The sequence below is a fragment of the Pseudomonas sp. TUM25319 genome (assembly GCF_056388475.1).
In genome coordinates this window covers 1,002,501-1,023,218 of sequence record NZ_CM150751.1, presented here as the reverse complement: position 1 = coordinate 1,023,218, position 20,718 = coordinate 1,002,501, and the positions used below count along the sequence as shown (strand labels likewise).

Below are 20,718 nucleotides of genomic sequence, written 5' to 3'. Positions count from 1 at the left end.
TTCTTCAGCAGGCGTAGGCCGCCAGCTTGCGCTGGATGAAGTCGAGGAAGCACTGGATGCGCAGCGCCAGTTGCGAGTTGCGGTAATACACCGCGTTGATCGGCTGCCGATAGCCGCTGTTGAACTCGCCGAGCAGCACCTGCAACTGACCGCTGCGGATGTCTTCGTGGGTCATGAAGTGCGAGAGACAGGCGATGCCCTCACCGGCCAGGGCCAGCGCACGCACCGTTTCACCGCTGGACGAAGCAATGTCCGGGTTGATCAGCAGCCGGTCGCCCTCGGCGTGGCGCAGCGGCCAGTGGTTGAGGGTTTCGGTCTGGCTGAAACCGAGCAGCGTGTGTCCGGCGAGGTCTTCGACCCGCAGCGGCGTGCCATGGCGTTCGAGGTAGGCCGGGCTGGCCAGCAGGTTCAGCGGGCTGCAGCCGAGGGAGCGGGCGTGCAGGCTGGAATCGGACAGCTCGCCGATGCGGATCGCCACATCGGTGCTCTGCTCCAGCAGGTCGATGATCAGGTCGCAGGCATTCAGCTCCAACTGGATCTGCGGGTAAAGCGCACGAAACTCACCCACCCACGGCACGATGGCGTGCAGCATGAACGGCAGCGCGGCATTGATGCGCAGGCGACCGGACGGGGTCTGGTGGTGACGCGACAGGTGATCTTCCAGGTCGTCCATCTGTTCGAGGATCGACTTGGCCCGCTCGAAGAAGAAGCGGCCTTCCTCGGTCAGGTCCATGCGCCGGGTGGTGCGGTTGATCAGCGTGGTCCCGAGCTTGGCCTCCAGCCGCGACAAGGTGCGGCTGATGGCCGAGGGCGTTTGCCCGCCCTGCTCGGCGGCAGCGGAAATCGAGCCGCACTCGATGACCGAGACGAACACTTGCAATTCATCGGACCTGGCTTTCACGGGGCTACCTCACGACACCTGACGCGCAGAGTGATAGCCCCTGGCGGCCGGCGATGCAAGCGGCATCAGCCCTGGATACCGAAGACCTTCGCCAGGTGTGCCTCGTAGGCAGCCACTGCGGCCGGCACATCAGGACGCTTCATCACGTCCACTGCCAGGTAGGTCGGCAGACCACTCATCCCGAGGAACTGATTGGCCTTGTGGAACGGGAAGTACACCGCGTCCACGCCCTTGCCTTCGAAGAAGTCGCTCGGATCGTCGAAGGCCTGCTGCGGCGCGTTCCAGGTCAGCGACAGCATGTACTGCTTGCCCTGGATCAGACCGCCGCTGCCGTACTTCTGCGAGGCGTCGGAGCGGGTCCGGCCATCGTTGGCGTAGAGGCTGCCGTGGCCAGCGGTGAAGACTTCGTCCAGGTACTGCTTGACGGTCCAGGGCGCGCCCATCCACCAGCCGGGCATCTGGTAGATCACCACATCAGCCCAGAGGAATTTCTCGACCTCTTCCTGGTTGTCGTAGCCACCGTCGATGAAGGTAGTCTTCACATCGAAGCCGGCGCGGTCGAGGAAGGCCACTGCGGTGTCATGCAGGGTTTCATTCAGGCGGCCATCGGAGTGAGCGAATTGCTTGCCACCGTTGAGCAACAGGACCTTTTTCATTGCAGTGCCTCATCTGTTCGGGTCCTGCCGCGGCATCACTGGCCTGGGGAAGGGACCGGGTTAACTTGGATGGCGGCAGATTAGTGCGCCCGGCACCTGGGAAAAACCGACTTCGGGGCAAAATACTTTTGCCCTAAAAGCACGAATTGACTGCTTATTAATGAAATAAAATCAGCATCCCAATTCAACGGAGGTCCACCATGAGCGAACCCTACGGCTTCATCCTCAAAGCCAAGACCCGCCCGGAAAAAGCCGAAGCCTTCGAAGCGCTGTTTCGCAGCTATGTCGAGCCGAGCCGTGCCGAACCCGGCTGCATCGAGTACCACATGCTGCGTGACAAGGAAGACCCGAGCCTGTTCGTGTTCTACGAGATCTGGGCGAGCAAGGTGGCGCTGGACGTGCACTCCGCCCTGCCGCACATGACAGCCTTCTTCGAAAAGCGCATGGAGTACCTGGAGCGGGATTTCGATATCCAGTTGATCGACATGCTCAGCGAGTCGTCCGCTAGCCGTTGAGCATCAGGTGCGCACCGAGCAGCGCCAGCCCGATGAAGAAACAGCGCTTGAACAGCGCCGCGCTGATCCGCTGGCGCAGCCACTGGCCGAAATACATGCCCAGCAACGCCGGCGCCAGCACCAGCAGCGAGGCCCCCAGCGCCTCGCCACCCAGGGCGTCCTGCCCGGCCAGGCCGATGGCCAGCGCCACCGTTGACACCGTGAACGACAGCCCCAGCGCCTGGACCCGCGCATCACGGTCCAGATCCAGCGCCTGCAGGTATGGCACCGCAGGAATCACGAACACCCCGGTGGCCGCCGTGATCAATCCGGTCAACAGCCCGCACAGCGGCCCCAGCCAGCGCTCCTGGCCTGCACTCAGGCTGAACGGCGGCAGCCACAGCCCGGCCAGCGCATAGATCAACAACGCTGCGCCCAATGCATGGGCTGCCCAAGCGCCACTGCTGATGCCCAGCCAGGCACTGCCCAGCAGCGTACCGACGAACACCGCCACCAGCATCGGCCACAGCCGCCGTAACAACACTCGCAGATGGCCACCGATCGCCAGTTGCCAGAGGTTGGTCAGGGTCGAGGGCACGATCAGCAACGCGGCAGCCTGCGCGGGAGCCATAGCCAGGCCGAGCAGGCCCATGGCGATGGTCGGCAGGCCGAGACCGATCACGCCCTTGACCGCGCCGGCCAGGAGGAAGGTGGCGATGACCAGCAGGGAAAGGGCTGGGCCGATGTCTTGGTAGAAGCTGAGGAGTGTGTTCATAGCGACATGCTGCAGGGATGAACACCATTGGCCAATACGCGATTGACAGAGCATGCCTCTACAAAAGAAATAGGCTCCCCCCACCCGCCTTGGCCCGTAATCATCTCGTTACCATTACCCATGACAACCGGCGTGATGATCCGAGCAACCGCTGCTTGAATGAATCGACGCAGCGGCAACGATTGAGCGCAAATTGTAGATACTACGTATATACATGCAATATTGTATGAGCGCTTTCATGTATCTACAATGTTTCTACTTTACGGAGGTAAACATGCAGATCAAGATTCAACAGTGGGGCAACAGCGCCGCCATTCGCCTTCCATCCACAGTGCTCAAGCAGATGAGCCTGGTCAGTGGCGATGTACTGATCCTCGATGTATCGGAAGAAGTCATCACCCTGAAACCGGCCAAGACAAGACCGCAATACCGATTGGCCGACCTGATGGCGCAGTGTGATCTGACGGCTCCGGAGCCGGAGGAACTGGCTGCCTGGAACGCGATGAGTCCAGTAGGACATGAAGCTTGAGACGGGCCAGATTCAGCAGGGCCGACATCGTGCGCTTGAACCTGAACCCCACCGCCGGACGAGAACAGCAAGGGGATTTTCGCCCCGCGCTGGTGATCACGCCGGCAGCCTACAACGCAACCGGTCTCGCGGTAATCGCGCCCATTACCCAGGGTGGTGATTTTGCTCGCTATGCAGGTTTCGCCGTCACGCTCAGCGGAGCAGGTACCGAAACCCAAGGCGTCATCCTGTGCAACCAGATACGCTCGGTTGATCTGGAAGCTCGTGGCGCCAAACGTATCGAAACCGTGCCTGACGAGATCATCGAAGAGGTCCTGGCGCGCATTCAGGCCCTGTTCGACTGACACTCGCGCGCGCTCTGGCACAGGCACCGCCCATGCACTTCGACCTCATCGACCTCCGCCTTTTCCTGCACACCGTCGAGTGCGGCAACATCACTGCCGGGGCACAGCGCAGTCATCTCTCGCTGCCGGCGGCCAGCGCAAGGATCCGGGCGATGGAAAGCTCCCTCGGCATCGCCCTGCTCGAACGTAACCGCCGCGGCGTGCAGCCGACGCCTGCCGGTCAGGCGCTGGTCAATCACGCACGGCAGATCGGCCAGCAGGTGGAACGCCTGCAGTTCGACCTGGCGCAATACGCCAGCGGCCTGCACGGCCAGGTGCGCCTGCTGTGCAACACCGCAGCGCTCACCGAATACCTGCCGGAACTGCTCGCCGATTTCCTGCGCCAGCGCCCGCACATCGACGTGGATATTCAGGAGCTGCCGAGCCTCCGTATCGTCCAGGCCCTCGGCCAGGGTATCGCCGATCTTGGCATCGTCTCCGACGCCGTGATTACGGCTGATCTGCAGACCCGCCCTTTCCGTGATGATCCACTGGTGCTGATCATGGCACCGGATCATCCCCTCGCTGCTGTGGATAACCCTGGTTTCGCCCGCTCGCTGGAGCACGGTCATGTCGGTCTCGGTGCCGCCAGCGCATTGGCCCTGCATCTGGAAGAACAGGCCTTGCATCTGGGCCGGCGCATGCAGGTGCGGGTACGCGCCGAAGGCTTCGACGGAGTGATCCGCATGGTCGCCCACGGTGCCGGCCTGGGCATCGTGCCGCAGGCCGCCGTGCAACGCTGGCAAGGCCGGTTGCCGTTGCACAGCGTGACCCTCGCCGAGCCCTGGGCCGAGCGCAGGCTGCTGCTGTGCTCACGGGATTTTGCCGCCTTGCCGGGTCAGGCCCGAGCGCTGCTGGAGGCTCTGACGCCGCGCATTTAGACAACTCGACGTCGAGTACAGGCAATTGCCGGCCAAGGTGGCTCGCTAGGCTGCGGGCTCTTTCATCTGTCTGTCGGAGCCTGTATGTCCAAGCCAATCGTCGTCCTTCGCGATACCCATCCGCTCCCGGTCCTCGATGCCTGCAAATGGGAAAAACTGGCGGGCGACCCGCACACCGTCAACCTCAACGCCTACCACAGCGAAGACGGCAGCAAGATCATGGGCACCTGGATCTGCACTCCGGGCAAGTGGCGGGTGAACTACGAGAAGTGGGAGTACTGCCATTTCCAGGAAGGCTATTGCGTGATCACCCCTGACGGTCAGGAGCCGATTCACCTGCGGGCAGGGGACATCTTCATTGTCGAGCCAGGGATGAAGGGCACCTGGGAAGTGGTCGAGACGGTGCGCAAGTATTTCGTTTTTGCTTGATCTCTGATGCCCTCATCGCTGGCAAGCCAGCGATGAGGGCTTTGGGAGCAATCGATCACTCCGGTTTTCGATAACTCTCAACGATCGCCGAGAAGTCCTTGCCGCCATCGCCGCGCAGGCTCATCGCCTGATACAGCTGCTGTGCCACCGCGCCAAGAATCACCGGCTGATGCGCCTGCTTCGCCGCTTCGGTCGCCAGCCCCAGATCCTTGAGCATCAGTTCCGCACCAAACCCGCCGGTGTAACCCCGCGAGGCCGGTGCCGTCTCGATGATGCCCGGCCACGGGTTGTAGGTGTCGGAGCTCCAGCAGCGTCCGGTGGAGCTGTTGATGATGCCTGCCAGCACCTTGGTGTCGATGCCCAGCGCATTGCCCAGGGCCATGGCTTCGGACACACCGACCATGGAAATCCCCAGCAGCAGGTTGTTGCAGATCTTGGCGATCTGCCCGGTACCCACGCCGCCGCAATGGACGATATTGCGGCCCATCTGCGCCAGTACCGGCTGCAGGGTGGCGAACAGTTCGTCGCTGCCGCCGACCATGAAGGTCAGGGTGCCTGCCGCCGCGCCACCGGTGCCGCCGGACACCGGCGCATCGCCCATGTCCACACCCTGCTTCGCCGCAGCGGCGCAGACGTCACGGGCGGTCTGCGGATCGATAGTGCTGCAATCCACCACCGGCGTGCCGGCACGCACACCCGCCAGCACGCCATTTTCCCCAAGATACACGCCGCGCACATGAGCGGCGGCGGGCAGCATGGTGATCACCAGTTCGGCATTGCTCGCCGCGTCACGGGGCGAGTCGCTGATGTGCCCGCCCAGCTCGGCCAGGATGGTGGTGTTGAGGTCGAACAGGTTGAGGCTGTGGCCGGCTTTGATCAGGTTGCGCGCCATCGGCGCGCCCATGTTGCCCAGACCAATGAATGCAATACGCATGATCAACTCCTTAGCGCAGGCTGATGGTGGTGTTCACGCCATCGTTGACGCTGTCGTCATCGAACCAGCGAGCGGTGACGGTCTTGGTCTGAGTGTAGAACTGCACCACCTGCTTGCCGTACGGACCGAGGTCGCCCAGCTTGGAACCGCGCGAACCGGTGAAGCTGAAGTACGGGACCGGGACCGGAATCGGGATATTGATGCCGACCTGACCGACGTCGATTTCGGACTGGAACTTGCGGGCTGCTGCGCCGCTCTGGGTGAACAGGCCAGTGCCGTTACCGAACGGGTTGCGGTTGACCAGGGCGATGGCCTCGTCGAGGGTGTCCACCTCCAGGGTCACCAACACCGGGCCGAAGATTTCCTCGGTGTAGATCTGCATGTCGGTGGTCACCCCGGAGAACAGGGTCGGGCCGACGAAGTTGCCGTTCTCGTAGCCCGGCACCACCACGTCGCGACCATCCAGCTCGAGCGTGGCACCTTCACGAACACCGCTTTCGATCAGGCCGAGCACCCGCTCCTTGGCCCGCTTGGAAATCACCGGGCCGACATCAGTACCCGGCTCGCAACCGGCATTGACCTTGAGCTTAGCGGCCAGCGCTTTGAGTTCCGGCAACCACTCGCGGGACTTGCCGACGAACACCGCCACCGAGGTCGCCATGCAACGCTGACCTGCCGCGCCAAACGCGGCGCCGGCCAGGGCATTGAGGGTCTGCTCGCGGTTGGCGTCGGGCAGGATCACGGCGTGGTTCTTCGCCCCCATCATCGACTGCACGCGCTTGCCATGCTTGCCGGCAAGGTCGTAGACGTGGGTGCCGACCGCCGTGGAACCGACGAACGACACGGCCTTGATATCGGTGTGGGTGCACAGCCCGTCAACCACGTCCTTGCCACCATGCACCACGTTCAGCACACCCGCCGGCACGCCGGCCTCGATCGCCAGTTCAACCAGCAGCATCGTGGACAGTGGGTCCTGTTCGGAAGGCTTGAGGACGAAGGTGTTGCCGCAGACGATGGCCATCGGGAACATCCACAGCGGAATCATCGCCGGGAAGTTGAACGGCGTGATGCCGGCGCACACGCCGATCGGCTGGCGCAGGGTGTAGGTGTCGACGCCACCGGCAACGTTCTCGGCGAACTCACCCATCTGCAGCGTGCCAACGCTGCAGGCGTGTTCCACCACTTCCAGGCCGCGGAAGATATCGCCTTCGGCATCGGCGATGGTCTTGCCCTGCTCGGCACTGAGGGTCACGGCAATGCGCTTGGAGTGTTCGCGGATCAACGCCTGCAGGCGCAGCATGATGCGCATCCGCGCGCCGATCGGGGTGTCTTTCCAGGTCTTGAACGCGCGTTGCGCGGCAGCCACGGCGGCATCCAGTTCTTCGGCGGTGGCGAACGGCACGCGGGCCAGGACTTCCTGGGTGGCAGGGTTGACCACGTCGCGCCATTCGGTGGTCTTCGACTCGACCCACTGACCGTCGATCAGCAGGCGGACCTGGTCGACCTTGGTCTGACCGGGGGTGAGGGATGCGTTCATGGGGCTTCTCCTGGACATTGTTCTTAGCGAGAGAAAGGCCGGCGCGGCCGCCTGACGGGGGCTTGGGGCCTGGGCTGTTTTCGAGTATAGATGCGCAAACTTCCAACAAAAACGCACATAAAAGCCGGTCCAACATGCAAAAAAACATCACCTCCCTGGGTTCGCTGAACTGGGACGACCTGAAGTTCTTTCTTGAAGTGGCGCGGACCCGCAAGGCCAGCAGTGCGGCCAAGCGCCTGAATGTGGACTACACCACGGTGTCGCGGCGTATCAGCTCGCTGGAACAGGCGCTGGGCACCTTGCTGTTCGAAAAGTCCCGGACCAACGGTTTCGTCCTCACGGCCGAAGGGCAGCGCCTGCTGAGCTACGCCGAGTCGATCGAAAGCACCTTGCACATGGCTTGCGAACAGGTATCCGGTTCCGGGGTGGCGTTGTCCGGGCATGTGCGCATGGGCTGCACCGAAGGTTTCGGCAGCTTCTTCATCACCCCGCAGCTCAGCCACTTCGTCGACACCTGGCCGGCCATCTCGGTGGACATCCTGCCCCTGCCGCACTTCATCAGCCTGTCCAAGCGCGAGGCCGACATCGTCATTGCCCTGGAGCGTCCGGAACACGGGCCCTACGTGTGCTGCAAGCTGTGCGACTACCGCCTGCGCCTGTATGCGACCCAGGACTACCTCGACCGCCACCCGCCGATCCGGCGCAGCAGCGACCTGAGCGAGCACCCGTTCATCAGCTACGTCGATGACCTCGCCTTCAGTTCCGAACTGCTCTACCTCAACAACCTGCTGCCCAACGCCAGCGCGCATCTGCGCAGCACCAGCGTCATCGCCCAGTACGTCGCCGCCCAGCAGGGCCGCGGCCTGGCCATCCTGCCCTGCTTCCTCGCCGCCCAGGACCCACGCCTGGTGCCCGTGCTGCCGGACGAAGTGAACATCACCCGGCAGTTCTGGATGTACTGCCGGGAGGATCTGCGCAAGTTGAAGCGGATCACCTTGCTGTGGGATTACATCCGCGATGTGACGGAGCGCAACGCGCCGTTATTGATGGGGGAATCACGGGAGATGACCTTTCCCGATTGACGCCCCTGCGAGTCAGGATCAGACCTGCTCCAGCATCAATCCCGAAATCCGCTTCACCTTCCGCTCCACCGCCTCCTCGAGCACGCCCTGGCGCGGTTCGATCAGGCTGAACCAGTCCTTGGCCCGGGTGATTCCGGTGTAGATCAATTCCTTGGTCAACACCGGGTTGAGCGCGTCCGGCAGCACCAGCGCGGTGTGGGCAAACTCCGAGCCCTGGGATTTGTGCACGGTCATGGCGTAGACGGTTTCCACTTCGTTGAGCCGGCTCGGCAACACGAAGCGCACGCCGCCGCGACCGTCGTTGCGCGGGAAGGCGACCCGCAGCGGCGCGACGTCGGACTGGCCATCGGGCAGACGCAAGGCAATGCCGATGTCGCCGTTCATCAGGTTCAGGCCATAGTCGTTGCGCGTCACCAGCACCGGTCGACCTTCGTACCAGATCTGGTCGCCGTCGATCAGCCCGGCATTGGTCAAGACACGGCTGACCCGCTGATTGAGCCCCTCTACGCCCCACGGCCCCTTGCGCACCGCACAGAGCAACTGGAACTGCTCGAAGGCCTTGAGCACACTCAGCGCCCAGTCGCTCCAGCACGCGTCATCGGCTGGCAGGCCGGCGGACGGCCGCGCCTGACGGATCACATGCAGGTAATCCCGATAGCCCAGCGGTCCCTTCGGCCCTTTCTCCAGCCCATCGAGTACCAGCCTGTCCAGCTTGCGGTCATGCTCGCCACGCAGGGTCAGGCCGAATACGTCGCTGAAGTCGCCCTCACGCAGCAATGCCCGTGCCTGCGCGGGCTGCTGCCGATTGACCAGCCGCGCCAACTGGCCGATCCCGCTGCCTTCGCCGAACCGCCGCGAGCGACGCAGCATTACCACCTGCTGGGCCAGCGGATAGCGCTCGGCGTCACCGGCCTGCAACTCGCCGCCGGCCAGCGACTCACCGCTGACCTGCTCCAGCCAGGCTTGGGTCTCGGCGCTGTAGCGGCCGTCTTCTGCATCCCGGCACAGATCGCCGAGCACCGCCCCCGCTTCGACCGACGCCAACTGGTCCTTGTCACCCAGCAAAATCAAGCGCGCATTGGCCGGCATTGCCGCCAGCAGGTTGGCCATCATTTCCAGGTCGATCATCGATGCTTCGTCCACCACCAGCACATCCAGCGGCAATGGGTTGCCGGCATGGTGGCGGAAGTGCCGGGAATTGGGCCGGCTACCCAACAGGCGGTGGACGGTGGAAACGTCGCAAGGGATCTGCGCGCGAATGTCTGCGCTCACCGACAAACGCTCGACTTGCTGGCCGATGGACTCCGTCAGGCGGGCAGCCGCCTTGCCGGTGGGCGCAGCAAGACGAATGCGCAGCGGCCGCCCTGCCTCCACCGCAGGTGCCTGCAACAGCGCCAGGAGGCGCACGACCGTGGTGGTCTTGCCGGTGCCCGGGCCGCCAGTGATGATGCTGAACGCCGCCCGTGTCGCCAGCGCACAGGCCAGCTTCTGCCAGTCGATCTGGCCCGCTTCGGCGCCCTCGTCGAACAGCAGGTCGAGCCGTTTGCGCAGGTCGTCCGGCGCCGTTTCGATTGGCTGCAGGCGCTCACGCAGGGCATCGTCGATCTGCCGTTCGTAGGCCCAGTAGCGGCGCAGGTACAGCCGTCCCTCGCTCAGGACCAGGGGCCGCGCGCCTTGCTCGGGCGTGTCACCTGCGGCAACCAGTTCGCTGGCCTCCAGGCGCTGCAACCAGGTGGCGAGTTCGAGACGGTCGAGCAGTTGCGATGGCAGCAGCAACGGGCCTGCCAGGGCATCGCCCTCCGGGGGCAGGGACAGGGCGAAATCAGGCTCGGCGAGGGTCTTCTGCAAATCCAGGCAGACATGACCATGCCCCAGTTGATGGCTCGCCAGGGCCGCCGCCAGCAGCACCAGTGGATCACCGCCTGGCTCGCGCTCACGCAGGAAGGCGACGAAGGCACGGTCCAGCGCCCGCAGCCAGCCTCGTTCGACCCAGCGGTCGAGCAAGGCCAGCAGATCCGCACTGTGGGTCAGTGGCGCCAGGGCCGCAAGGTGACCGGCATCCAGCGGCGCAGGCAACAGGTCGTCGAGGGTGCGGGTCATTGGACGTCTCCGGCAAACAGGTCGTGTTGCACCCCTTGCGGGGCACCGCGGAACAGCGCGTCGAGCTCTTCGATCAGCTCGCGTGGAGGCTTGGCGAAATACACGCCCTGGGTCGCCGAGTGGGCGCCGCGCAGGAAGATGTAGACCGCGCCGCCGACATGCCGGTCGTAGTCGTAGTCCGGCAACCGCGCGCGCAACTGTCGGTGCAGGGCCAGCAGGTACAGCACGTACTGCAGGTCGTAGCGGTGTTCGAGAATCGCCGACTCCATGGCGGACTGGCTGTACGCCAGGTCATCCGGGCCGAGCCAGTTGGATTTGTAGTCGGCGACGTAGTAGCGGCCCTCGTGCTCGAATGCCAGGTCGATGAAGCCCTTGAACATGCCGTTGAGGGTTGCCGCCTGTGCCGCCTGGCGCGAGGCCCCCTGATGGGTGTACTGGGCGACCAGACGGTCGAGGCGCTGCACATCGACGCGGTGGCTGGCGAACCAGAACTCCATCTCGATCTGGTACTGGGTCAGTTCCGCGAGTGCCACAGGGGCGGTGTCACTGCCCAGGCGCAGGGGCGTTGCCAGCAGATGCTGCAGCCAGTCGGCGAGGGTGTTGATCCAGCCTTTCCAGTCGCGCCGGTTGCAACGCTGGGCCACGGTTTCGCGCAATTGCTCCGGGGCAGCGCAGGCGCGGTCGAAGCCCTGCTGCCCGGCCCACTCCAGCAGGCCGTGCAGGAAAGTGCCGGGGTTCGGTCCACGCGGGAACCGGTGGATATCGCCGGCCTCCGCCGCCACTTCGCGCAGGGCGCTCGGGTCGGGACGCTCGTCATCCAGCAGTTGCTGGGCCTGGGCCACGTCGTCGTCGAGCTCGAGCGCATCCTCGCCGATGTGCAGGGCACTGTAGGAGGCGATCCACCAGTTCTCTGCAGCGCGACGCTTGGGCTCGCGCGGGGCGAGCAGTTCGGCGGTCTGCCGGGGGGCGAGATAGAGCTGGTCGTCCGGCTCCGGCAGCGCCTGACTGTGGATCGCATCGCAGCCCTCTTTCAGGTTGTCGAGCCAGCCGGTCAAGGCGCTGGACTGCGCGAGTCGCTCGCCGCCGCCCAACAGATAACCCAGAGCGCCCCGATGCAGCAGCGATTCTTTGCTGGTGCCACGCTTGAGGTCGGCAACACCCAGCCAGCAGGCGTGCTTGGCACGAGTCAGGGCGACGTAGAACAGGCGCAGGTCTTCGGCCAGCCGCTCGTCATCGGCCATGGCGATCTGGTCGTCAGTGGGGCTCAGGGTCAGGTGCGAGACGCCCTGCTCATCGTGCCAGCCCAGCGGCAGACGCTTGCCATCCACCGGTTTGGTGGTGCAGATGAACGGCAGAAACACCAGCTCGTATTCCAGGCCTTTGGACTTGTGGATGGTCACGACCTTGACCAGTTGCTCGTCGCTTTCCAGGCGCAGGATCTGTTCCTCGCCTGCCTGACCAGAGGCTGCCAGATGCTCGCCCAGATGGCGGATCAGCGCCTGTTCGCCATCCAGCTCGGTGGCGGCCTGTTGCAGCAGCTCGGCAAGATGCAGCAGGTTGGTCAGTACCCGTTCGCCGTCGGTGCGGCCCATCAGCACATTGGGCAGGTCGAAGTCGTGAAGCAGGCGTCGCAACATTGGCAGCACGCCCTGGATGCGCCAGATCAACCGGTACTGGCGGAACTGCATGACACGATTTTCCCAACCGGTCTCGTCGTCATTCAAGCGCGCCAGTTCGTTCAGGGAACGGCCAAGGGTGCCACTGGCGAGTGCCGCCTTGAGCAGGCGCTCGTTGTCCGGCTCGGCGCAGGCCTTGAGCCAGGCCAGCAGGTCGCGTGCTTCCTGTGCGGCAAACACCGAGTCCTTGTCCGAAAGGTAGACGCTGCGCACGCCACGGGCCGCCAGTTCGGCGCGAACCATCTGCGCCTCGCGGCCATCGCGCACGAGAATGGCGATGTCCGACGGCAGGCAGCCACGCAACGATCCATCCATCTGGACAAAACCGCTGCTGCCCTGCTGCCCGCCATTGAGCAGATGAACGATACGGGTGGCGCAACTGGCTGCCATCTGTTGCCGGTAAAGGGGGTTGGATAGCGGCTCGTCGCTCGCCAGATGCCACAGGTTCAGGGCCTTTACCGCCTGGCCGTCCACCTGCAGATGCTCCTTGTGACCACGGGCATGCACCGCGACGAAGGGCACCGGGTTCTCGCCGTCGGACTCACGGAACAGGAAGGCTCCCCGCCCTGTCTCCCGCTGTTCGGCCTGGACGAAAACGTGGTTCACCGCCGTGACCATCGGTTGCGTGGATCGGAAGTTGGTATCCAGGCTGTGCAGGCGCCCGGCGGTGGCGCGGCGAGCGCCGAGGTAGGTGAAGATATCGGCACCGCGGAAGGCGTAGATCGCCTGCTTGGGGTCGCCGATCAGGAACAGGCCGGTGTCGCGGACGTTGTGCTCGATGCGATAGATGCACTCGAAAATGCGGTATTGCACGGGGTCGGTGTCCTGGAATTCGTCGATCAGCGCGACCGGGAACTGCTCGCGGATCAGCCCGGCCAGGCGCTCGCCCGCAGCCCCGGCGAGGGCGCTGTCGAGGCGCAGGAGCATATCGTCGAAGCCCATTTCCGCACGGCGGCGCTTCTCCTGCTCGAAACGCTGCGACACCCAGGTGGCAGCGTGTTCGAGCAATCGGGCATCGGGCGTCGGCAGGGCCTGCAATTGGTCGCGCAGCGTCACCATGGCATCCAGCGCCGGGTGGCTCGGCGGATCGACTTTCCAGGCGGCGGCGACACCGTCCGGCGTGAGCCGGGTGAAGCCGGTGCCGATGTCCAGGTCCTGCGCCTGATCGTCCCCGGCCCAGGCAATGAGCTTGTCGAACCAGGGCTTGAAATAGCGCTCCTGAATCATGCTGCCGTTGACCTGCTTGGCCTTCACCGCCTCGCGGAAAATCGGCAGCAGTTCGTTCGCCCATTGTGCCCAGGGTGCTTTCAGGACACGCAACTGCTCGGCGCGCTGATGCAGCACCTCGGCGATGACCTCTTGCGGCTCCAGTGTTTGCGTTTCGCCGGTGCGGCGACCAAACAGGGCGCGCACCCGCGGCAACAAATCGTCCGGGCTGCCCCAGTGGTTGCGCACCCAGACCAGCGCCTCGCCGTCCATGCTGTAGCAGAAGCGCCGCCAGTAATCGCGCATGACCTGGCCCAGCAGGTCGCTGTGATCGGTCTCAAGGGTCTGGGTAAACAGGCTGCCGCTATCGAAGGCGTGCTCGCGCAGCATCCGCTGGCACCAGCTGTGAATGGTCGAGACGGCGGCTTCGTCCATCCACTGCGCAGCGACTTCGAGGCGATTGGCACAGGCCAGCCAGGTCGCGGGATCATAGTCGTCGCGCAGTTGGGTCAACAGGGGATCGGCCTCGGCCAGATCGCCGCGGAAGAAGCGCGCCGCCTCGGCCAGTCGGGTGCGGATACGTTCCCGCAACTCCTTGGTGGCGGCGTCGGTGAAGGTCACCACCAGGATCTGCGGCGGTAGCAGTTCGCGACCGAAGCCCTGTTCACCGCCGTGGCCCAGTACCAGGCGCAGGTACAGGGCGGAAATGGTAAAGGTCTTGCCGGTGCCGGCACTGGCCTCGATCAGTTGGCTGCCATGCAGCGGGAAGGTCAACGCCAGAGGCGCCTGGGTTACAGCACTCATGGACGCGCCTCCTCGCTCGCCAGGGTTTGCCATTGGGCCTCGAACATCGGTTTGTACAACGCCTCGCACCACCCCTCGAACTCTTCGGTCTCGACCATCGCGGCAAAGTCGCTGAACTGACGGACGAGTGCGGGGTTTTCACTGCGCTCGCCATCGCGCTGAGCGTCGCCGTCATAGGCCTTGGCGGCCTCCAGCAAAGCCTTGTCGGCATCCTTCTGCTGCACGGCCAGCCAGGCGAAGGCGGTCTTGATCGCAACGGGCAACGGCGCGTTCATTCCTGCCTGACGGGACACCAGCAGATTGCCCAGCAGTTCGGTAGCGCTTTCCGGATCGAGAGGTTCCAGCATCAAGGTCACGTCGGTGGCGACTACCGCACTGTGCAGCGGGTGCCCAACGGCGCAGGCGGCCAGGTGCATGACCCAGGTCGCGGTCAGCCGGTGCCATTTCAGCGAGCGGCCGCTGCTGATGCCGTTGGGTAGTGTGGTGATGCTCAACAGTGCGCCGTCGGCACGCTGCTGGACACGGCCAAGCCAGCCTTCGAGCTTGAGCGGGCCGGCTTCGAAGCGGATCGGCAGAGCGCTGTCGATCCGGGTTGGCCATTGCCGCAGCAGTTGCTGGTAGCGCTGCAGCAAGTCGGGGAGCGGCTCGATCAACTCTTCCCGCAGGCATTCGCCGAAACCGGCAAGCGGCAGCAAACCACTACCCTGCAGACGGCGGGAGTGGTCGAACAAAGCCGTTTCGCTATGCTCGGCACTGGCCAACGCGGCACTCAGCAGATGTTCGCTCAGGCTGTAGCGCTGCAGCGCGTCGAGGACGAAAGGCTCGTCATCGGCGAGTGGCGCGTCCACCGACTCGAAGAACACTTTCAAACGCTGGCTGAAAAAGTGCCGGACCGGATGACGCAGGAAGTCCTGGAGCAAGGCCAGGCTCAGCGGCTCGTCCGCCTTGTAGGGTTCCAGAGGCTCATCGTCGACGGGTTGGCTGTCGGCAGGCAGGTGCAAATTGCGCCACTCCCTTGCGTAGCTGAAGAGGTCGCTGCCCCGATGGAAATAACGCGGGCTGAATGGCTGCAGGGGATGCTCGGTGGTGAGTTTGTGCAATAACTGTTCGCCAGCATCTTGCTTGCTGTCGCCGGCCGCGCCCTTGAGCCGCCAACCAGCTGCGATATGGTCGCGCAACTGACCCACCAGCACCGATGCCGGACGGTCGCTGTTGTCGCGAATGCTGCGACCAACCCAACTGACGTAAAGCTGCGCGCGCGCCGAGAGCAATGCTTCGAGCAGCAGATAGCGATCGTCCTCGCGGCGGGAGCGGTCGCCAGGACGGTAGTCGCTCCCCATCAGATCGAAATCCAGCGGAGGCTGCGCACGAGGATAATCCCCATCGTTCATGCCCAACAGGCAGACCACCTTGAACGGAATGGCGCGCATTGGCATGAGTGTGCAGAAGTTGACGGAGCCGGCGAGGAATCGCTGGGACAGGCGGCCTTGGTCGAGCCCCGCCAGCCAGGCCTCGCGGACGACGGTGAGTGGCAGCAGGTCCTGCAGCCCGACGTCTTCGCAGGTTTTCAACCAGTTGTCGCTGAGTCCCTGCAGTTGCACCAGCAGGTAATCATCGTGCTCGGTCTCGGCCAGGAAGAACACTTGCAGCAAGGCGTTGAGGCGCTCTCCCCAGCGGGTCGCCGTCGCCGGTTGCGAAAGCTCGGCGTGAGCCACTTCAAGCGCGTCGAGCAGCGCCACCAACGGACCGATGAGCGCAGCATCGAGGCCACCGATTTCGTCGTAGGGTTCGATGCCGTCGCAGCCTTCTCCAGACCCGACCGCGTAGCCCAACAGCATCCGCCGCAGACCGAAGCGCCAACTGTTCTGCTCCAGATTGCCCGGAAGCCCGAGACCGGCGCGTTGCTCGGCATTCAGTCCCCAACGGATACCGGCACCCTCGATCCAGCGATGCAGGGTTGGCAGGTCGCTTTCGCGGATAGAGAACCGCGCGCGCAGGGCCGGTACGTCGAGCAAATCGAGAATCTCGCTGACCGGGAAACGACTGTCGGGCAGCTTGAGCAGGTGCTCCAGGGCGATCAGCAACGGATCGCGGCCCCGCTGCCCCTGGTCAGTGAGGGTGAAGGGGATGAAGCGGCTTTCGTTGCGCTCAAGCTGGCCGAACACGGCTCGGATATGCGGCGCATAGGCGTTGATGTCAGGGACCATGACGATGACGTCGCGAGGGCGCAATTCCGGATCGGCGCTGAAGCGCGCGAGCAACTGATCATGCAGGATCTCGACTTCACGTTGCGCGCTGTGTGCGATGTGGAAACGCACTGAGCGGTCTTTCAGCGGGTCGATTTCCGGCCACCGCTCGCGGGTTTCGCCAAGGGGCCGGAGCTCGAGGATGTCATCCTGCAACTGGCCAAGCAGGTGCTGGGGCTCATCATCGCTGAAGAGGTCGATGCGCCCGTCGCTGAACGCGGTCTGGTAGCTGGACGGATCGTCGTAACTGTCGAGCAGGTTGATGTAGTCCCGCCCCTGCTTGCCCCAGGCAGCCAGTAGCGGGTGGGCGTGCTGATGCAGGCTTTCCGCATCGACGGGGCCGAGCATGCCTTGCTTGCGCTGTTGACGCTTGTATTGGTGACGGAGCAGATCTTTGTCGGCAACGATATCGGCCCAGTGATGGCGGCATGGGTTGTGGACGCACAGCAGCACCTGGCTGAAGCGCGCCAGTCCGGCCAAGGCCTCGAGCGCCTGCGCCGGGAGCGACGAGATACCGAAGACGATCACTCGGGACGGCAAGCCGACAGGGGCTTGTTCCAGACTCTTGATACGCTCGATAAAGCGTTGGTGAACACCCGCCCGGCTCTGAGCCATACCGGCTTCGCCAACATCCAGCAGCAATGCACGCCAGAGTTCGGCTTGCCAGCAATTGGCGGGGGACAACGGTCGAGCCTCACCGCGAGCGTTGATCAGTACGTGGCGACCCGCTGCCCACTCTTTCAGCCAGTCGGCACGGTAAACCTGATATTGGTCGAACAGGTCGGCCAGGCGCTCGGCCAGCTGGTAGCGCTTGCGAAGGTCGTTGTCGTCAACCAGGAAACGCTGCAAGGGCTCGAAGTGTGGAAGGTCGATCAAGCCGGGGAGCAGGCGCATCAAGCGCCAGGTCAGCGGAGCTTTGTCCAGGAGCGAGGTTTCCGGAATTTCTTCACGCCCCAGGACTTTTCGGTATAGCTGCCACATGAAGCTGCCGGGCAATTGCACTTCGATCGCAGCAGCGATACCACTGCCGCCGGAGTCATCCTCTTCCGGGTCTTCGGCAAGGGCCAGCTTCAGCCACTGGGCGATGCCATTGCTCTGCACCAGGACGATCTCGTTCTCCAACGGTTTGAGCGGATACCGGCGCATCCAGTTCACGGCCAGGCTGCGCAGCACATCCAAGCGGTTGCCGTGGACAACCATGAAACCTGGAAAAAGCGTGCTGGCGTACGACATAGGGCGTCCTTGGGGCTGTCGGGAAAGAGGGGAAACATAGCACGGTGCCTTCGTCGAACGACAAGGCGAAATCCGTAAAAATCAGAGGATTTTTCTGAGCCTGAAAGACAAAACCCCTACCTGCGTACGCAGATAGGGGTTTCGGAATTTAATCTTGACGATGACCTACTCTCACATGGAGAAGCTCCACACTACCATCGGCGATGCATCGTTTCACTGCTGAGTTCGGGATGGGATCAGGTGGTTCCAATGCTCTATGGTCGTCAAGAAATTCTGTGTGCCAACTCGTCTTTCGACGCTTCGGCAAATCGGGTATGTGATCTTTGTGGGTTCACGAATCTTCGGTTCATTCGTCTTCACCACCACAATCCGGCTTCCGCGCAGATTGCTTGGGTGTTATATGGTCAAGCCTCACGGGCAATTAGTATTGGTTAGCTCAACGCCTCACAGCGCTTACACACCCAACCTATCAACGTCGTAGTCTTCGACGGCCCTTCAGGGAGCTCAAGGCTCCAGTGAGATCTCATCTTGAGGCAAGTTTCCCGCTTAGATGCTTTCAGCGGTTATCTCTTCCGAACATAGCTACCCGGCAATGCCACTGGCGTGACAACCGGAACACCAGAGGTTCGTCCACTCCGGTCCTCTCGTACTAGGAGCAGCCCCTCTCAAATCTCAAACGTCCACGGCAGATAGGGACCGAACTGTCTCACGACGTTCTAAACCCAGCTCGCGTACCACTTTAAATGGCGAACAGCCATACCCTTGGGACCGGCTTCAGCCCCAGGATGTGATGAGCCGACATCGAGGTGCCAAACACCGCCGTCGATATGAACTCTTGGGCGGTATCAGCCTGTTATCCCCGGAGTACCTTTTATCCGTTGAGCGATGGCCCTTCCATACAGAACCACCGGATCACTAAGACCTACTTTCGTACCTGCTCGACGTGTCTGTCTCGCAGTCAAGCGCGCTTTTGCCTTTATACTCTACGACCGATTTCCGACCGGTCTGAGCGCACCTTCGTACTCCTCCGTTACTCTTTAGGAGGAGACCGCCCCAGTCAAACTACCCACCATACACTGTCCTCGATCCGGATAACGGACCTGAGTTAGAACCTCAAAGTTGCCAGGGTGGTATTTCAAGGATGGCTCCACGCGAACTGGCGTCCACGCTTCAAAGCCTCCCACCTATCCTACACAAGCAAATTCAAAGTCCAGTGCAAAGCTATAGTAAAGGTTCACGGGGTCTTTCCGTCTAGCCGCGGATACACTGCATCTTCACAGCGATTTCAATTTCACTGAGTCTCGGGTGGAGACAGCGCCGCCATCGTTACGCCATTCGTGCAGGTCGGAACTTACCCGACAAGGAATTTCGCTACCTTAGGACCGTTATAGTTACGGCCGCCGTTTACCGGGGCTTCGATCAAGAGCTTCGCGTTAGCTAACCCCATCAATTAACCTTCCGGCACCGGGCAGGCGTCACACCCTATACGTCCACTTTCGTGTTTGCAGAGTGCTGTGTTTTTAATAAACAGTCGCAGCGGCCTGGTATCTTCGACCGACATGGGCTTACGGAGCAAGTCCTTCACCCTCGCCGGCGCACCTTCTCCCGAAGTTACGGTGCCATTTTGCCTAGTTCCTTCACCCGAGTTCTCTCAAGCGCCTTGGTATTCTCTACCCAACCACCTGTGTCGGTTTGGGGTACGGTTCCCGGTTATCTGAAGCTTAGAAGCTTTTCTTGGAAGCATGGCATCAACCACTTCGCGCTCTAGGAGCGCTCGTCATCAGCTCTCGGCCTTGAGATCCCGGATTTACCTAAGATCTCAGCCTACCACCTTAAACTTGGACAACCAACGCCAAGCTGGCCTAGCCTTCTCCGTCCCTCCATCGCAATAACCGGAAGTACAGGAATATTAACCTGTTTTCCATCGACTACGCTTTTCAGCCTCGCCTTAGGGACCGACTAACCCTGCGTCGATTAACGTTGCGCAGGAAACCTTGGTCTTTCGGCGTGGGTGTTTTTCACACCCATTGTCGTTACTCATGTCAGCATTCGCACTTCTGATACCTCCAGCAAGCTTCTCAACTCACCTTCACAGGCTTACAGAACGCTCCTCTACCGCATCACCTAAGTGATACCCGTAGCTTCGGTGTATGGTTTGAGCCCCGTTACATCTTCCGCGCAGGCCGACTCGACTAGTGAGCTATTACGCTTTCTTTAAAGGGTGGCTGCTTCTAAGCCAACCTCCTAGCTGTCTAAGCCTTCCCACATCGTTTCCCACTTAACCATAACTTTGGGACCTTAGCTGACGGTCTGGGTTGTTTCCCTTTTCACGACGGACGTTAGCACCCGCCGTGTGTCTCCCATGCTCGGCACTTCCAGGTATTCGGAGTTTGCATCGGTTTGGTAAGTCGGGATGACCCCCTAGCCGAAACAGTGCTCTACCCCCTGGAGTGATACATGAGGCGCTACCTAAATAGCTTTCGAGGAGAACCAGCTATCTCCGAGCTTGATTAGCCTTTCACTCCGATCCACAGGTCATCCGCTAACTTTTCAACGGTAGTCGGTTCGGTCCTCCAGTCAGTGTTACCTAACCTTCAACCTGCCCATGGATAGATCGCCCGGTTTCGGGTCTATACCCAGCGACTAAACGCCCTATTAAGACTCGCTTTCGCTACGCCTCCCCTATTCGGTTAAGCTCGCCACTGAATATAAGTCGCTGACCCATTATACAAAAGGTACGCAGTCACCTAACAAAGTAGGCTCCCACTGCTTGTACGCATACGGTTTCAGGTTCTATTTCACTCCCCTCTCCGGGGTTCTTTTCGCCTTTCCCTCACGGTACTGGTTCACTA

14 protein-coding genes and 2 rRNA genes (1 of these 16 cut by a window edge) are annotated in these 20,718 nt (G+C 62.5%); 6 read left to right on the top strand and 10 right to left on the bottom strand.

Going from position 1 to position 20,718, the window contains the following annotated elements; translation table 11 throughout:
- Positions 1-4 precede the first annotated feature (4 nt).
- Together AC05QJ_RS04800 and mdaB are read right to left on the bottom strand one after the other, a co-directional pair.
- Positions 5-901 (bottom strand): LysR substrate-binding domain-containing protein, encoded by an 897-nt coding sequence (locus tag AC05QJ_RS04800; RefSeq protein ID WP_476745838.1) that lies wholly within the window; start codon positions 899-901, stop codon positions 5-7.
- A gap of 65 nt (positions 902-966) precedes the next feature.
- Positions 967-1,557, bottom strand: a complete 591-nt coding sequence (mdaB, locus tag AC05QJ_RS04795; protein WP_476745837.1) for an NADPH:quinone oxidoreductase MdaB — start codon at positions 1,555-1,557, stop codon at positions 967-969.
- A gap of 200 nt (positions 1,558-1,757) precedes the next feature.
- On the opposite strand from mdaB, the gene AC05QJ_RS04790 reads away from it, so the two are divergent.
- Positions 1,758-2,072: a putative quinol monooxygenase gene (locus AC05QJ_RS04790; protein ID WP_476745836.1), complete on the top strand. Its 315-nt coding sequence runs from the start codon at positions 1,758-1,760 to the stop codon at positions 2,070-2,072.
- On the opposite strand, the gene AC05QJ_RS04785 is transcribed toward AC05QJ_RS04790, so the two are convergent.
- Positions 2,062-2,826, bottom strand: a complete 765-nt coding sequence (locus AC05QJ_RS04785; RefSeq protein WP_476745835.1) for a sulfite exporter TauE/SafE family protein — start codon at positions 2,824-2,826, stop codon at positions 2,062-2,064. The genes AC05QJ_RS04790 and AC05QJ_RS04785 overlap by 11 nt on opposite strands.
- A 274-nt stretch (positions 2,827-3,100) precedes the next feature.
- Here AC05QJ_RS04785 and AC05QJ_RS04780 point away from each other — a divergent pair, with 274 nt between their 5' ends.
- The 4 genes from AC05QJ_RS04780 (at position 3,101) to AC05QJ_RS04765 (ending at position 5,048) form a co-directional block, all read left to right on the top strand.
- Positions 3,101-3,355 (top strand): AbrB/MazE/SpoVT family DNA-binding domain-containing protein, encoded by a 255-nt coding sequence (locus AC05QJ_RS04780; RefSeq protein ID WP_476745834.1) that lies wholly within the window; start codon positions 3,101-3,103, stop codon positions 3,353-3,355.
- 29 nt (positions 3,356-3,384) lie between these two features.
- A complete protein-coding gene (locus AC05QJ_RS04775) occupies positions 3,385-3,699 on the top strand; it encodes a type II toxin-antitoxin system ChpB family toxin (RefSeq protein WP_476745833.1) in 315 nt (104 codons plus the stop codon).
- A 32-nt stretch (positions 3,700-3,731) separates the two neighbouring features.
- Complete coding sequence (locus AC05QJ_RS04770; protein ID WP_476745832.1) at positions 3,732-4,619, top strand: LysR family transcriptional regulator; 888 nt, start codon at positions 3,732-3,734, stop codon at positions 4,617-4,619.
- Between the two features lie 84 nt (positions 4,620-4,703).
- Entirely contained in the window at positions 4,704-5,048 is a 345-nt protein-coding gene (locus AC05QJ_RS04765) for a cupin domain-containing protein (protein WP_476745831.1), read from the top strand.
- A gap of 55 nt (positions 5,049-5,103) precedes the next feature.
- On the opposite strand, the gene mmsB is transcribed toward AC05QJ_RS04765, so the two are convergent.
- Positions 5,104-5,982 carry a 3-hydroxyisobutyrate dehydrogenase gene (gene mmsB, locus AC05QJ_RS04760; protein ID WP_476745830.1) on the bottom strand — a complete coding sequence of 293 codons (879 nt, stop codon included), beginning with the start codon at positions 5,980-5,982 and terminating at the stop codon, positions 5,104-5,106.
- A gap of 10 nt (positions 5,983-5,992) precedes the next feature.
- A complete protein-coding gene (locus AC05QJ_RS04755) occupies positions 5,993-7,519 on the bottom strand; it encodes a CoA-acylating methylmalonate-semialdehyde dehydrogenase (RefSeq protein WP_476745829.1) in 1,527 nt (508 codons plus the stop codon).
- Between the two features lie 134 nt (positions 7,520-7,653).
- Between AC05QJ_RS04755 and AC05QJ_RS04750 the strand changes: the two genes are divergently transcribed.
- Positions 7,654-8,601 carry a LysR family transcriptional regulator gene (locus AC05QJ_RS04750; protein WP_476745828.1) on the top strand — a complete coding sequence of 316 codons (948 nt, stop codon included), beginning with the start codon at positions 7,654-7,656 and terminating at the stop codon, positions 8,599-8,601.
- An 18-nt stretch (positions 8,602-8,619) separates the two neighbouring features.
- Here AC05QJ_RS04750 and recD read toward each other — a convergent pair whose 3' ends face one another.
- From recD to AC05QJ_RS04725, 5 genes are all read right to left on the bottom strand, one after another.
- Entirely contained in the window at positions 8,620-10,701 is a 2,082-nt protein-coding gene (recD, locus tag AC05QJ_RS04745) for an exodeoxyribonuclease V subunit alpha (protein ID WP_476745827.1), read from the bottom strand.
- Positions 10,698-14,387 (bottom strand): exodeoxyribonuclease V subunit beta, encoded by a 3,690-nt coding sequence (gene recB, locus AC05QJ_RS04740; protein ID WP_476745826.1) that lies wholly within the window; start codon positions 14,385-14,387, stop codon positions 10,698-10,700. The genes recD and recB overlap by 4 nt, the downstream gene beginning before the upstream one ends.
- Complete coding sequence (recC, locus tag AC05QJ_RS04735; protein WP_476745825.1) at positions 14,384-17,866, bottom strand: exodeoxyribonuclease V subunit gamma; 3,483 nt, start codon at positions 17,864-17,866, stop codon at positions 14,384-14,386. Before recC ends, recB begins: the two co-directional genes overlap by 4 nt.
- A gap of 152 nt (positions 17,867-18,018) precedes the next feature.
- Positions 18,019-18,134, bottom strand: a 5S ribosomal RNA gene (rrf, locus tag AC05QJ_RS04730).
- A gap of 132 nt (positions 18,135-18,266) precedes the next feature.
- A 23S ribosomal RNA gene (locus tag AC05QJ_RS04725) occupies positions 18,267-20,718 on the bottom strand (it continues 438 nt past the right edge of the window).

Excerpts from the sequence above, each read along its gene's own strand:
- mdaB (WP_476745837.1), bottom strand. The coding sequence starts at position 1,557 with ATGAAAAAGGTCCTGTTGCTCAACGGTGGCAAGCAATTCGCTCACTCC.
- AC05QJ_RS04790 (WP_476745836.1), top strand. The coding sequence starts at position 1,758 with ATGAGCGAACCCTACGGCTTCATCCTCAAAGCCAAGACCCGCCCGGAA.
- AC05QJ_RS04785 (WP_476745835.1), bottom strand. The coding sequence starts at position 2,826 with ATGAACACACTCCTCAGCTTCTACCAAGACATCGGCCCAGCCCTTTCC.
- AC05QJ_RS04780 (WP_476745834.1), top strand. The coding sequence starts at position 3,101 with ATGCAGATCAAGATTCAACAGTGGGGCAACAGCGCCGCCATTCGCCTT.
- AC05QJ_RS04770 (WP_476745832.1), top strand. The coding sequence starts at position 3,732 with ATGCACTTCGACCTCATCGACCTCCGCCTTTTCCTGCACACCGTCGAG.
- AC05QJ_RS04765 (WP_476745831.1), top strand. The coding sequence starts at position 4,704 with ATGTCCAAGCCAATCGTCGTCCTTCGCGATACCCATCCGCTCCCGGTC.
- mmsB (WP_476745830.1), bottom strand. The coding sequence starts at position 5,982 with ATGCGTATTGCATTCATTGGTCTGGGCAACATGGGCGCGCCGATGGCG.
- AC05QJ_RS04755 (WP_476745829.1), bottom strand. The coding sequence starts at position 7,519 with ATGAACGCATCCCTCACCCCCGGTCAGACCAAGGTCGACCAGGTCCGC.
- AC05QJ_RS04750 (WP_476745828.1), top strand. The coding sequence starts at position 7,654 with ATGCAAAAAAACATCACCTCCCTGGGTTCGCTGAACTGGGACGACCTG.
- recD (WP_476745827.1), bottom strand. The coding sequence starts at position 10,701 with ATGACCCGCACCCTCGACGACCTGTTGCCTGCGCCGCTGGATGCCGGT.
- recB (WP_476745826.1), bottom strand. The coding sequence starts at position 14,387 with ATGAGTGCTGTAACCCAGGCGCCTCTGGCGTTGACCTTCCCGCTGCAT.
- recC (WP_476745825.1), bottom strand. The coding sequence starts at position 17,866 with ATGTCGTACGCCAGCACGCTTTTTCCAGGTTTCATGGTTGTCCACGGC.